Source organism: Paenibacillus sp. F411 (assembly GCF_017582705.1).
Classification (GTDB): domain Bacteria; phylum Bacillota; class Bacilli; order Paenibacillales; family Paenibacillaceae; genus Paenibacillus_AQ; species Paenibacillus_AQ algicola.
In genome coordinates this window covers 1-12298 of the sequence record NZ_JAGFIP010000026.1, presented here as the reverse complement: position 1 = coordinate 12298, position 12298 = coordinate 1, and the positions used below count along the sequence as shown (strand labels likewise).

The following is a 12298-nucleotide window of genomic DNA, read 5'->3' as shown; positions in this document are numbered from 1 at the left end:
GGGATAAGGCAAAGAGCCGGAAGTCGCTTTATCTTTCTTGTCAACCTGCAATTCACTGTGGTAGAATAATAATGGTGTTTTTTATATTGATGATGTTTACTCGCTTGGGAGGTGGAAGGTATGGTAATGTTTTGGGAGGTTCTGCTGGTTATTTTTTCGATCGCTATGATCGTGGTCGTTCTTCTTCAGAAGGGTAAAAGTGCGGGTCTTGCTGGTGCCATCTCCGGCGGTGCTGAACATCTTTTCGGGAAGACGAAGGCTCGCGGGATGGACCTGGTGCTGCAGCGCACCACCGTTGTCATCGCTGTAGGCTTTATTGTCACTGCTGTTATTGTCGCGATGCTGAAATAGAATGAACATAGAACCTTCGCTTTTTTCAGTTCGGAAGAGAGCGGAGGTTTTTTTATACCATTTTTCCAATGTACATAATTCCTGAGATTGAATGATTTCCCACTCCGGCTTTCCCTGGAGCCTGACCTAAGGATACCTTCGATTAAATTCGTGTATACTAGGTTATGGGTATATATAGGTAAAGGTTGGATGAATACAGGTTTACACTTATGCCACGTTTTCTTGAGGTGAAAAGATGATAACAGAACAGACATTACTGGAATTTATGCGGGAAACCGCCTATAAGCCGATGACATACCAGGAGCTGGAGCAGCATTTCGGGATTGAGGATGCGGGAGATTTCCGCGAATTTTTGAAGCTGCTGAATGAGCTGGAGCAATCGGGACAAATTCTGCTGACCCGCACGAACCGCTACGGAGTGCCGGAGCGGATGGACCTGGTGCGCGGACGGATCCAAGCTCATGCGAAGGGCTTTGCTTTCCTGATTCCTGATGATCGGGAGCATCCTGATGTATACATCCATGCCAATGACCTGAAAAGCGCAATGAACGGAGATATTGTGCTACTGCGCGTCACCTCCCAAAGCCATGCCGGGGGCAAGCTGGAAGGTGAGGTCGTCCGGATCGTTACGCGTGCGGTAACCCAGATTGTGGGTGTGTTTCAGAACCATGAGGTGTATGGCTTTGTCATTCCGGATGACAAGCGGATTAACCGGGATATTTTTATCCCGAGACAAGGAATGAACGGAGCAGTGGACGGCGAAAAGGTCGTCGTCAAGCTGCTCAGCTATCCGGAAGGCCGTGCAGCGGCGGAAGGTGAAGTGGTGGAGGTGCTGGGGCATAAGGATGACCCGGGCGTCGATATTTTGTCCATCATCCGCAAGCATCAGCTGCCCGAGGGCTTCCCGGAAGAGGTGCTGGCTGAAGCGGAGCAGGCGCCGAGCTCCATTACCGAGGAAGAGATTGTGAAGCAGGGCAGACGGGATCTGCGCGGGCTGAACATTGTGACGATTGACGGCGAGGACGCGAAAGACCTGGATGATGCCGTGAACGTGGAGCGTCTTCCTAACGGCCATTACAGGCTGGGCGTACACATTGCCGACGTCGGTTACTATGTGCAGGAAGGGTCGGCATTGGATCAGGAAGCGTATGCACGGGGCTGCAGTGTCTATTTGGTTGACCGGGTTATCCCGATGCTGCCGCACCGCCTGTCGAACGGCATCTGCAGCTTGAATCCGCAGGTGGATCGCTTGACGCTGTCGTGCGAGATGGAATTTAACGAGCAGATGAAGGTCGTCAAGCATGACGTCTTTACGAGCGTGATTAAGACGAAGGAACGGATGACGTACAGCAATGTGCGCAAAATTCTCCTGGACGAGGACCCGGAGCTCATCGAGCGCTATAGCGAGCTGGTCGATGATTTCCGCCTCATGCGCGAGCTGGCAATGAAGCTGCGGGACCGGCGGATGCGGCGGGGCGCGGTGGATTTTGATTTTGTGGAATCCAAGGTCATTGTCGATGAGAGCGGCAAGGCGGTCGATATTGTGAAGCGCGAGCGCTCCATCGCCGAGCAGATTATTGAGGAGTTCATGCTGGCGGCGAATGAGACGGTGGCAGAGCATTTTCACTGGCTGAAGGTGCCGTTCCTGTACCGGATTCATGAGGAGCCGGACCCGGAGAAGCTGCAGAATTTTATGGCGTTTGCGGCGAATTTCGGACACCATGTCAAGGGACGGGGCAATTCGATTCATCCGCGCGCGCTGCAGAACTTGCTGGAGGACATTCAGGGCACGAAGGAGCAGACTGTACTGAGCACGATGATGCTCCGGTCGATGAAGCAGGCGAAATATGATGCTGAGAGCACGGGGCATTTCGGACTGGCGGCGGAGTTCTACTCGCATTTCACCTCCCCAATCCGGCGTTACCCGGATCTCGTCATTCACCGCGTCATTCGCGAGGTGTTCGAGAACGGCAATACGCTGACGGAGCAGCGTCAGGAATATTTGGGCGCTAAAATGCCGGATATTGCTCAGCAATCCTCCGAGCGGGAGCGTGTGGCAGTGGATGCCGAACGCGACACCGAGGCGCTGAAGAAAGCGGAGTATATGCTCGATAAGGTAGGCGAAGAGTTTGAGGGCATGATCAGCAGCGTAACAAGCTTCGGCATGTTTATCGAGCTGGAGAATACGGTTGAGGGCTTGATCCGCCTTAGCGCGCTGAGCGACGATTATTATCATTTTGATGAGCGTCACATGCTGCTTATCGGCGAGCGGACGTCCAAAATGTTCCGTATCGGCGATGAGGTCAAGGTTCGCGTGGCGAACGTGAACATGGAGGAGCACACCATCGATTTCGAGATGGTGGATATGAAACCGCGCCGTGAAGGCGGCTTCGGAGGCGGCGCCGGCAAGCGCAGCGGCGGTGCTGGCGGTGCTGGCGGTGGCGGCCGAGGCTTCGGAGGCCGCGATCATGGCGGGCGCGGCGGGGCCAAGGGCGGCCGCGGCAAGCGCGGCGGCGATGCACAGCCCGCCGCAGCCGGCGAGGCGAGCGGAAAGCCAAGGCGCAGCAAGCGCGGTGACGCCGGCGGTGCCGGTGGCGCTGCAGGCGGCAGCAGCGGTGGCGGCGTGAGCCTGGGCCGCAGCGAGGAGACGCCGCGCAGCTTCGCCTTTGGCAGCGGCAAGGGCGGCTACAGCTCGCAGGGCGCGAGCTCGACCGGCTTCGATCGCAATGCCGGCAGCGGCAAAGGCGGCAGCCGGCGCAAGAAGACGTCTGGCAGCGGCATTTTTATCGGGGAAGGCGCATCGCCTGGTCCGGGAAATGGCGGTGGCGGCCGCAAGCGCAAGAAGGGCGGCGGCACGGCAGCTTTTGTACGGAAGAACAAAAAGTAAGGGTGTCAGGCAGAAAAGCGGAGGGACACCCTTCGCTGCTCCTTTTAGGCCAAATTCCTCGGCTAAAGTGCGGCAATGAGACTCTAGTGTATTTGCGGGGGTCACCGATGCCGGAGGGCAGGCCCCGCCTTGCTTTTGGAGGATGCAGTTGATACAATAGACTTCTGGTGAACCGCTGTCAGGATGCGTTTACCGGAGGTCTTTTTTCACTAGGGTGACCATATATTTATGAGGCTAAGGAGTGATCCTATGGGTAAGAAAAGTGACGGGAAGGTTCTGGCCCAGAACAAAAAAGCTTCCCATGATTACTTCATCGAAGATACGTATGAAGCCGGCATGGTGCTGACCGGAACGGAGATCAAGTCATTGCGCAACGGGCGTGCGAACATCGGGGACGCTTTTGCCACGATTCGGAACGGTGAGGTTCATATCCACAACATGCATATCAGCCCGTTCGAGCAGGGAAACCGCAGCAATCCGCTGGACCCGACGCGAACACGCAAGCTGCTGCTGCATAAAGTCCAGATTAACAAGCTGCTCGGCTTGTCCAAGCAGGAAGGCTATTCTATTGTGCCGCTGAAGATTTATATCCGCAACGGCTATGCGAAGCTGCTGATTGGCCTCGGTAAGGGTAAGAAGCAGTATGACAAGCGCGACACCGCTGCGAAGCGGGATGCTCAGCGTGACATTCAGCGGGCTCTGCGGGAGAAGCAGAAGGTGGCGCGGTAAGTCTGCCGCATGAGGAAGAAGCGGTAATTCTACGGTTTCATAAGCATAATCACACGGGCTGGCAGCATTTAGCTGCTTTCCCTGTGATCTGTATATCATTTTGATAGATAATGTGATATACTAACTGATGTAAGCGATCCTTGATCTTTATTAAGATCTTTGACAACAAGCTTGTTGCTTCGAAATCCTTTCTTGGAGGGAAAGGGTTTTGGAATAGATGAATCTGCTTGGCTTGATCATCTTCAGATCTAATCCATCTATCCCTTTTTTGTGTGAGGCTTTGCTTAACCGCGAGGTTCACCTTATTAAGGGGGCGTTCTTGGATTCGACGGGGGTAGTTCGGGCATGAGTAGCGGGTAGTGGGGACGCGTCCACTTCATCAACGCTAAAGCCTATTAAACGGCAAACAACAAAACAACTACGCTTTCGCAGCTTAATAACCTGTGAGCGTGCTCTCGCTCTGTATCGCCCATGTACCGGGATGAGGGCTCAACTTTAGTGGGATACGCTGTCACATCTCCGCCTGGGGTGTGCTGAAGAAGACAATCAGGCTGACCCAACGTATAGCCGGTTACGGGGCGATACTCGGGTGACATCAAAGCCGTGACTACACCCGTAGAAGCTTGTGTTGTCGTTATCTTCGGACAGGGGTTCGACTCCCCTCGCCTCCACCATGTAAACCCACAACCGCAAGAGGTTGTGGGTTTTTGCTGTTGATATATGATTTAGTGCGCTGTCATGTATCCTTTCACAACATTTTGCATAAGATAATAAAAAACATTTGTATACGTCTACAAAATTTTATATAATATTTGTATACAGTATAAGGTGGTGTATGTATGAAAACACAGGAGATTGTAGTTAAAAAGGTTAAAGCCTGGTTAGAAGCAGAAGGGAAGCCTTATCAATGGTTAGCAGATGAATTAGGGTTAAGTAAAGGTATGGTAGGACATCTGTTGTCAGGAAATCGAGTATTACAACCTCAGTACGTTGAACAAATAGCGAAATTAATGGATACCCAAGTAGTGGATCTCCTTAGGGATGAATCGAGAGAAAAAGGATTATTGACTGTCCATTTGAGAGGAACGATTTCTAATCGTCGGTCTAAAAGAGAACTTGATTCCTTATTATTTGCAATTGAAGATTATATCGGTTTGAATGATCAGGTGAACTGATGAATCATAGAGAAAAAGCTGAAAAAGTTGCTGAGGTGTACGCGGTGAGTTTTTTGAAAGACGCTATAGGTCATGATATATTCATTGGTTCACATATTGAACGTTTACTTGCTGATAAGGTTAATTTGATTTATCAATATGTAGAAGACGGAAATTACTATGGTGCAGCGATTCAACATCAGAATGGTGAGCAGTTTGTTGTCTTGAATACTTTTCATTCATTGAGAACACGATATTTTACAGCTGCTCATGAACTGTGGCATTTATCAGAAGCAAGTCTTATGCAGGATGGAAATTTTGATCATGAACGTGCAGCGGACCGATTTGCGGCAGCAATAATGTTACCTAAAGAACTCACTAAACAACTATGGAACAAGTTTAAAAAGCAAGATGACGAAGTCGCTATTCTTAAAATTGCAGACCTTGCTGACGTTCCCTATGTAGCGGTAGTACGGAGATTAAGTGAACTTGGTGAAAATGTACCGTCAAAAAAAATTACCGAAATGGAATGGCTGGAAAAACGATCTGAATTAGGTTTTCCAATCTCGGTTTCAGATTATTCAAGCAAGGACACAAGATTTGTAGCATATGAGCATGCAGTAAAAGAGAATGTAGAGAAAAAAGGTTTGGATATTCTTATAGCAGCAAATAAGCTTTCGAAGTTTGCTCCCAAGCTTGCAGAACAATATCAATCGGCTGCCCTTTCAAGGGGGCATGAAGTCGATGCGTAATGGAAAAGTGTTTGTTGATGCTAACATATTGATTCATGCCGCCACTTTTAAATCTGCTGACGTTTTTTCTTGGATTGATTCTTTGTATGAAGATATCTACATCCATCAAGAAGTACTAGATGAATTATTAATATCAGATGTTAGGAAAAAAGTGCAGAGTTATATTGACCAAGGAAAGTGGAAGCTTTTTGATCCTGATGATGAAGAGGCATTGACAGAAGATGATTATGCGATCTATGAAAGTTATTTAACAGATATGCATAAAGCTTTTTCGGATTTAAATGAGAAGAAAATAAAGGAAGGGCGTCCCCAGAAAAATACCAATGATCTCGGAGAAATTCATAGTTTGGCTGCAGTAATTTTGCTGGGGGCGTCAATTATTTGTAGCAATGATTATGATATACAGGAAGTAATTCAAGATACCCCCATCTATGCGACGAATGGTAAGGCACTTACAAACACGTTAATCGAACAGGATACACTAGTCGATCTTTGCTATCAGACGATTAAGGAAGGAATTGAGAGGCCGCGGGTTGTCCGGAAATATTTGAGTGTAGTTGCTTCTGATAAAGTATCCGATTTAGAGAAACTTCTATCACTTACGGAAGTAGAAGTATAGCATACTCCTAGTTTGCCATAATACATATCTATAATAAGTTATAGTAATAAGATAAATTTACAATAGTGCAGATATTATTTTCAAATTATAATACTTCGGAGAATTGTGGTTTTGCACAGCCACGATTCGCCTCCACCAACATGAACACCATCCGCATGAGGATGGTGTTTTTGCGTCTTATGATCTCGGGATCGTGATGCAGTGAGCTTCAATGATCGCAGCCGTTTGTGGGCGGTCGATTAGATGATTAACCATATCGACCGTAAAATCCTCGGCTTTTTTTGTATCCATCTTAAAATGCAGGCCATTATAACGCAGGAACACAACCAGTGCTGTAAAAGCGGTTCGTTTGTTGGCATTGTGAAAAGGATGGTTTTGTCCAAGCGATTCGAACAAAGCCGCAGCTTTCTCGAAAATAGTAGGATAAGCATCTTCACCAAAGACAGAAGATTGAGGTCGATGGACAGCCGATTCGAGCAATCCAGGTTCTTTAACTCCTATATGTTCTCCTATACTATATCTTTGTATCATGGCTACATTGATAGCTATTACTTCTTGGACGGATAAATAGCGAGTGGAGGTCATCTGTCTTTAAGTCCTCGAAGCGTTTGATCGTATTCCTCAATGACATCTGTCAATGTATCCATGAAGTCTGCACTAATTCCTTCAGGCAAGGATACTTTCGTTGATTTTCTAATAATAATTTCTCCAGTAGCGGGGCTAACATCAATATTGACTATATCACCGTGGTCCAGTCCAATTTGTTTTAAAGCATCAGTCATGGTTATACCAAGGCTGTTGCCGAATTTGGTCACTTTCCGTTCCATCTCGATCATCCTATTCATTAGAGTTCCTCCTTATCATCATATTCAGCTGTTATAACAATTATACAGTTATGCAGTTAGGGTTTAAACTAAAAAAGTTGAAATTTAAACTATTTAGTGTAGGTAACAGGCCTGTTAATTATCCAGTAACAGGGAAAATAATTTGAAAAGAGGCCTTCCATTTAGTAAAATCGATAGCTACCACACCACGATTCGAAAAAGGAGACCTCTCATGAAACAGGTTACCCCATTTACGAATTTAGTGCAAATGCTACTGACCGAAGAAGAAGTAAAAGAAATGGTGAAAGTAGTTGGCTACGAGGATAAAGGAAGAACCTTTACCGTATTCACCTTACTACAATATTTGACGAACGCTGCATAAGGCGAGTGAGAGAGTTATCGGTCCGGTGCAGACCGCGCTGCGGATTGTGGATTGCCGAGCGTGAATTACTCTACATTCTCCAAGAAAGCTGCACATCCCTACTTCTTTGCTCATCGTCGATTCGACGACGATCACTGTGGGCCAGACCTGATTGCCCTGGGCCGTATTCCATGGAAAACGCGCTGGAGTTAAGCTTCATGTAGCTTATAATGAGACAGCCAGTCAGCCGGTGAAAGTTATCGAAACGGTGGCTACCAAGCATGATGGGCCCATCGGTTAAAAGCTGGCCAATCCCGACTTTATCATGGTCGAGGATCGCGCTTACGGTAAGATTGAACGTTTCGATACATACGCGAAGCAACACCAATACTTCGTAGTACGGATTAAAGAAAACATGACCTTGGTTACGCCGCGATCATTACAACGCCAGGCGGTAGAAGGTTCCAATGTCACGAGAGACATCACCTGCCATTTGGGTACCGAACAATGTCGGTCTGAGAAACGACATCGTGTCGTCTTTTTTCAGGATGACCATGGAAACGACATTCGTGTCGCAAGGTACGACAACTATTCTGACACAGGGGGACATAAACGTCGCTGTTCTTGAAACACGTGTTGCCCATTGGATTGTCAGCCCGATGTCCGCGATCTGACAGTGTTTGATAAAGGGACGTAAACATTTATCGAGTCGATTTTCTTCATGAAAATGATTACAACTTGATGCGCCGATGGAAGAAGTGAAGGATAAATGACCGTGACTCAGAGATGGGGATACGGAAAATGGAAAATCGTGATAAACGTTGCTGAATCTTAAATTATGGAGGAAACAGAGTTTCTGTTGCTCTCTGTCAAAAAACTGTCGGTTTGAGGCTTTTAGATTTCTCTGGTATCTTTCAATTAAAACAATTAGGGGGATGCAATAATGCCAGGGTATCAAGCCAGAAAGAATCATTTTCAATACAAGATCGCGGAACGATGGGCAGCTGAGAACTTTGTTAGGGATGCATTTGTAATTGAAGCTCGCGGACATAACCACCTTAAGCATAAGGGTCCCAGCACGGACGTAGCAATTAAGTACGGGCAGGTTCAAGATCACATTGCTAAACTTGAAGGGAGGTCCAGCGCGGGTGGCAAATTGATCATAGTAAGGACGTTTAGCGAAGGCGCTCGCATTGTGCCTCGATATAGCTTTATTGTGGTTGTTCCAAAGGCAATGTTACTGAAGTACATGAATAACAATCTCTATTTCAGACTTGAAGGAAAGAACGGGAAGGTAGATTGGGAAAGCAAAAGTAGGGGGGAAGTACAGTATTATCAGATACCAACCGATTGGATTGATGAAACGGACAATGCCTTTTTGAACTAACTGCAACCGTTGGTTCCAGATAACAAGCAGCAGTCTAGGACTATAGTTTTCACGCCTATGACTGCTGTTAGTTTGTTTTAAGGGGTCAGTCTAATAATTATTTTTCGAAGTTTGACGTCTTTTTAAAACATATACCGCATCAAATCAATCCCTTTAGTCAGGGTCCTGGTGGCTTCGCAACCCCGAGTAACCGGCTTTTTTGTGCCCTGCTAGAACACGAATCTTGGTACACAAAAAATTTACGCCATCGGGATTTTCGGCAAGCTAAAGATTGAATAATTTATTCTCGGCAATTTTATGATTGAAATCTAATAAGGAAATTGCATTTGAGTATTCAATTGCCATTGATTATCGGCAATTATATGCTTAAATAATCGGCAAACTTTTGGTTTAAATGACATTTTCGTCTTTTATAAGCTGGATTTGTAGTCCAAATGTAGCCCAGACTTTTTAGGCCTCTCATTACCAGGGTTTCTTGTAGTCCATTGGGCTACAGTCGGTTCACTTAACCTTTCATACATATGATGCTATCATTAATCTTGAGGTAGGGGAGAAAAGTTGGACAAACTTGGATCCTGGACATATAGATTTCGGTCCTATAACGCTCATATGTTGTTAAATCAAATATTTGATTATTAAGCGTAACTATATTCATTTTTCTACGTCAATATTGTATGTCGTATATATTGGAGGGACTATTATTGAAAAAGAAATTATTGATTTCGTTATTTGCGTTGACAATTATTTTAAGCGTTGCAGCAGGAATGGTTTTTGCGAAAGGGACAATCAAAGTTGTAGTAAATGGTGAAGAAATAAAAACAGATGTTGCACCACAGATGAGTAAAAATCGGGTTATGGTGCCAATAAGCTTTATTTCAAAATCTCTTGGCGCAAATGTAAGTTGGGACCAGAAGAACCAAACAGTTATAATCAAAGGAAAGTCAGAGATTCAGGAAGATGTGTGGGATCAAAATCTTAACATGAGCGCTAGTAACTGGGCCAGTATCAAAAACTTGATTGCACTTTATATGGTTGGCTTTGACACACGTGATGATAAATTAATCAGATCAATCTCTGTTGATGGATTCGACATGATCCCAATAGGTGGTATGTACCCTTCTATTATTGATTATGACATTATGGATGCCCAGACGATGAAAGATTCCGTTAAGGTAAGAGTGAAGGTGATTTCCCAAGAAGAAAAGCTTTTAGGTCAATATTGGGATTTTGAAATTGCTCAAGGAAAAATAAAATCAATGAAAATACAACATTTTGATATCAGCGATTATACAGTACTCCCAGGACTCACCTTTAAAAACCAATAGTCAACAATAAAATTAAGCCGCTATCTTTTTATAATAGCGGCTTAATTTTATCTGCCTTTCAATCAAGGGGCTAGAGTTTGAATTGCGATAACTCTTGGAGTAGAAAGTGAACCAGCAGTTGATGTTGTGAGTGCATATGTTGCTGACGCATTAGGAGCCAATGTGAAGGTCACAACCTGAACAGCATCTTGATCTGAAGTTCCTATTTTTAAAGCTGGAATGCGAATTGCATCATTATTATGCCATTTTACAGAACCGCCAAATGGACTAACTCTTGATGTGACAAATACTCGAATCCGCCGACTTTCTGAAGTGGATGTATTTTTGAAGGTAATGAAAACTAATATTACTTTGAATATCAGCAAAATCCCAAGATCCACGAGGGTGTGTACCCAGCCGTTCTATAACCGGAGTAGAGTTGCTTTTTAAATTTGCTGTTGTAGTATCTGATACAGACGATCGTACTCGAAACGCCATCGGAGCTGTCGAAGAGGAAGTGTTTTTTAGAGTGAATTCAATTTCTCCACCAATCAGTCTGTTGTTTGGTACTGTCCACTCTTTTACAAGCCCGACATAACCTGCTGCTATGCTAGGATCAATTGGTGAATCGTTATCAAGTGTGTTAGCAAGCAAGGCTTGTGCAGAACAATTCCATGTTGTACATAAGATGCTGTTGTTACATTTGATATGCCCCTGACTCTAAATCATAAAAAGGAACAACTAAGTATAGCTTATATCAGAGCCGTCGCTGCAGCAGCAGGATTTAGTTGTACTAAACCTGATGTAGGTGACGATAGTGTTGATATTATGATCTCTTGCTCGGGGACATTTGGAGACAATGCTCTAATGCGATCTCCGAGAATTGAAGTACAGGCAAAGGCCACCGCGGCTGAGTTAAGGGCAGAAAGTGAGAGCGTGAAGTTCAATTTGCCGGTTAAAAACTATGAGGATCTCAGGGGAATAACGCTCGTTCCTAGAATACTTATTGTGATGCTTGTTCCGGAAAAAGTTGAAACGTGGATAGAGCAAAGCGAGGATCATATGCTGGTACGGCACTGTGCGTATTGGATTTCTCTACAAGGTCGACCAGAAACGGAAAATGTGTCAGGTATTACTATTGATATCCCACGTAACCAAACTTTCAATGTGGCATCTGTACAGTCGCTAATGGAACGAGTCGCTCGGAGGGAGCTGCTATGATTATTGAATGGAAGGATTCTATAAATTCACTTCGGCCAACAGAGGTATCTTTGTACCTTCGAGCAAAGGGTTGGAAAAGAACATTTATATACGAAAACAACTATGGATCTATTTGTAACTTTACTTCTTTAAGTGGAGAAGAAGTTGAGGTGATACACTACCAGAGGATCAATCTTTACGTGATTATAAAATTCGAATGATCGAGCTGTTTAAGACTCTAGAGATGGTTGAAGAGCGCAACGTGGTTACAATTGTTCATGATGTCAGTATAAGTGGTGCTGACGTTTTACGGTTCGGAATTGCATCAAATGAAGCTCTTACAGGCACTATACCTCTTATTCAAGCGGCATCACTTACAAGAGGTGTTGAAACTGCCTTATTAGCAGCTACGTGTTCGACAATAGCCCCCAAATCATACTTTCCGCGGATGTCTTACAATCTCAACTTTCGCAGAGCGAAAATCGTCTTAAATGCATGGTGTAACTGAAGAAATCGCGTATTCAATATAATCGTTGCAAAATAGAAAAACACCACTTCATTTGGTAAAGTGAGAGTGTCGAACAATCACTACCATACAGAAGAGGTGTCCTCTACATGATAGAGCAAAACGTCCATCAGAATCAACTTCCTAATGAAATCAAATCGGCATTCAAAGAACTAAAAGTGCTGCAGCACTTGAAAACAGCGGGCTTTAAGAAGAAATTCGGGT

13 protein-coding genes and 1 other RNA gene are annotated in these 12298 nt (G+C 45.3%); 11 read left to right on the top strand and 3 right to left on the bottom strand.

The genetic code is table 11. The features are described 5' to 3' along the window. The first annotated feature begins 120 nt into the window (after positions 1-120). The 7 genes from secG (at position 121) to JJQ72_RS19285 (ending at position 6492) form a co-directional block, all read left to right on the top strand. Positions 121-351 (top strand): preprotein translocase subunit SecG, encoded by a 231-nt coding sequence (gene secG / locus JJQ72_RS19315; protein WP_138224126.1) that lies wholly within the window; start codon positions 121-123, stop codon positions 349-351. Between the two features lie 235 nt (positions 352-586). After that, positions 587-3238, top strand: coding sequence for a ribonuclease R (gene rnr, locus JJQ72_RS19310; protein WP_208204668.1), 2652 nt, complete (start codon positions 587-589; stop codon positions 3236-3238). A gap of 249 nt (positions 3239-3487) precedes the next feature. After that, positions 3488-3967: an SsrA-binding protein SmpB gene (smpB, locus tag JJQ72_RS19305; protein ID WP_138224128.1), complete on the top strand. Its 480-nt coding sequence runs from the start codon at positions 3488-3490 to the stop codon at positions 3965-3967. Positions 3968-4276: 309 nt separating this feature from the next. Then, positions 4277-4641, top strand: a transfer-messenger RNA (tmRNA) gene (gene ssrA / locus JJQ72_RS19300). 165 nt (positions 4642-4806) lie between these two features. Continuing rightward, on the top strand, positions 4807-5142 hold the full coding sequence (locus tag JJQ72_RS19295; RefSeq protein ID WP_208204667.1) for a helix-turn-helix domain-containing protein: 336 nt from the start codon (positions 4807-4809) through the stop codon (positions 5140-5142). Next, positions 5142-5873 (top strand): ImmA/IrrE family metallo-endopeptidase, encoded by a 732-nt coding sequence (locus JJQ72_RS19290; protein WP_208204666.1) that lies wholly within the window; start codon positions 5142-5144, stop codon positions 5871-5873. Before JJQ72_RS19295 ends, JJQ72_RS19290 begins: the two co-directional genes overlap by 1 nt. Next, the gene (locus tag JJQ72_RS19285; protein ID WP_208204665.1) at positions 5866-6492 is read left to right on the top strand and encodes a hypothetical protein; all 627 of its coding nucleotides are present in this window, start codon (positions 5866-5868) and stop codon (positions 6490-6492) included. Before JJQ72_RS19290 ends, JJQ72_RS19285 begins: the two co-directional genes overlap by 8 nt. 177 nt (positions 6493-6669) lie before the next feature. Here JJQ72_RS19285 and JJQ72_RS19280 read toward each other — a convergent pair whose 3' ends face one another. Both JJQ72_RS19280 and JJQ72_RS19275 read right to left on the bottom strand, forming a co-directional pair. Then, on the bottom strand, positions 6670-7077 hold the full coding sequence (locus JJQ72_RS19280) for a type II toxin-antitoxin system death-on-curing family toxin (RefSeq protein ID WP_208204664.1): 408 nt from the start codon (positions 7075-7077) through the stop codon (positions 6670-6672). Then, on the bottom strand, positions 7074-7337 hold the full coding sequence (locus JJQ72_RS19275) for an AbrB/MazE/SpoVT family DNA-binding domain-containing protein (RefSeq protein ID WP_208204663.1): 264 nt from the start codon (positions 7335-7337) through the stop codon (positions 7074-7076). Before JJQ72_RS19275 ends, JJQ72_RS19280 begins: the two co-directional genes overlap by 4 nt. A gap of 211 nt (positions 7338-7548) precedes the next feature. Between JJQ72_RS19275 and JJQ72_RS19270 the strand changes: the two genes are divergently transcribed. The 3 genes from JJQ72_RS19270 to JJQ72_RS19260 all read left to right on the top strand — a co-directional run bounded on the left by JJQ72_RS19270 (position 7549) and on the right by JJQ72_RS19260 (position 10389). After that, a complete protein-coding gene (locus tag JJQ72_RS19270; protein WP_208204662.1) occupies positions 7549-7698 on the top strand; it encodes a hypothetical protein in 150 nt (49 codons plus the stop codon). Between the two features lie 922 nt (positions 7699-8620). Next, positions 8621-9064, top strand: coding sequence for a hypothetical protein (locus tag JJQ72_RS19265; RefSeq protein WP_208204661.1), 444 nt, complete (start codon positions 8621-8623; stop codon positions 9062-9064). A 701-nt stretch (positions 9065-9765) separates the two neighbouring features. Further along, complete coding sequence (locus JJQ72_RS19260; RefSeq protein ID WP_208204660.1) at positions 9766-10389, top strand: copper amine oxidase N-terminal domain-containing protein; 624 nt, start codon at positions 9766-9768, stop codon at positions 10387-10389. A gap of 62 nt (positions 10390-10451) precedes the next feature. On the opposite strand, the gene JJQ72_RS19255 is transcribed toward JJQ72_RS19260, so the two are convergent. After that, a complete protein-coding gene (locus tag JJQ72_RS19255; RefSeq protein ID WP_208204659.1) occupies positions 10452-10769 on the bottom strand; it encodes a hypothetical protein in 318 nt (105 codons plus the stop codon). Positions 10770-11076: 307 nt separating this feature from the next. Here JJQ72_RS19255 and JJQ72_RS20935 point away from each other — a divergent pair, with 307 nt between their 5' ends. Next, positions 11077-11589: a DUF4365 domain-containing protein gene (locus JJQ72_RS20935; RefSeq protein ID WP_208204658.1), complete on the top strand. Its 513-nt coding sequence runs from the start codon at positions 11077-11079 to the stop codon at positions 11587-11589. Positions 11590-12298: the final 709 nt, after the last annotated feature.

Bases quoted from the DNA above. Each gene is read 5' to 3' on its own strand.
- JJQ72_RS19285 (WP_208204665.1), top strand. From the start codon at position 5,866: ATGCGTAATGGAAAAGTGTTTGTTGATGCTAACATATTGATTCATGCC.
- JJQ72_RS19270 (WP_208204662.1), top strand. From the start codon at position 7,549: ATGAAACAGGTTACCCCATTTACGAATTTAGTGCAAATGCTACTGACC.
- rnr (WP_208204668.1), top strand. From the start codon at position 587: ATGATAACAGAACAGACATTACTGGAATTTATGCGGGAAACCGCCTAT.
- JJQ72_RS19275 (WP_208204663.1), bottom strand. From the start codon at position 7,337: ATGAATAGGATGATCGAGATGGAACGGAAAGTGACCAAATTCGGCAAC.
- smpB (WP_138224128.1), top strand. From the start codon at position 3,488: ATGGGTAAGAAAAGTGACGGGAAGGTTCTGGCCCAGAACAAAAAAGCT.
- secG (WP_138224126.1), top strand. From the start codon at position 121: ATGGTAATGTTTTGGGAGGTTCTGCTGGTTATTTTTTCGATCGCTATG.
- JJQ72_RS20935 (WP_208204658.1), top strand. From the start codon at position 11,077: ATGCCCCTGACTCTAAATCATAAAAAGGAACAACTAAGTATAGCTTAT.
- JJQ72_RS19290 (WP_208204666.1), top strand. From the start codon at position 5,142: ATGAATCATAGAGAAAAAGCTGAAAAAGTTGCTGAGGTGTACGCGGTG.
- JJQ72_RS19295 (WP_208204667.1), top strand. From the start codon at position 4,807: ATGAAAACACAGGAGATTGTAGTTAAAAAGGTTAAAGCCTGGTTAGAA.
- JJQ72_RS19265 (WP_208204661.1), top strand. From the start codon at position 8,621: ATGCCAGGGTATCAAGCCAGAAAGAATCATTTTCAATACAAGATCGCG.
- JJQ72_RS19280 (WP_208204664.1), bottom strand. From the start codon at position 7,077: ATGACCTCCACTCGCTATTTATCCGTCCAAGAAGTAATAGCTATCAAT.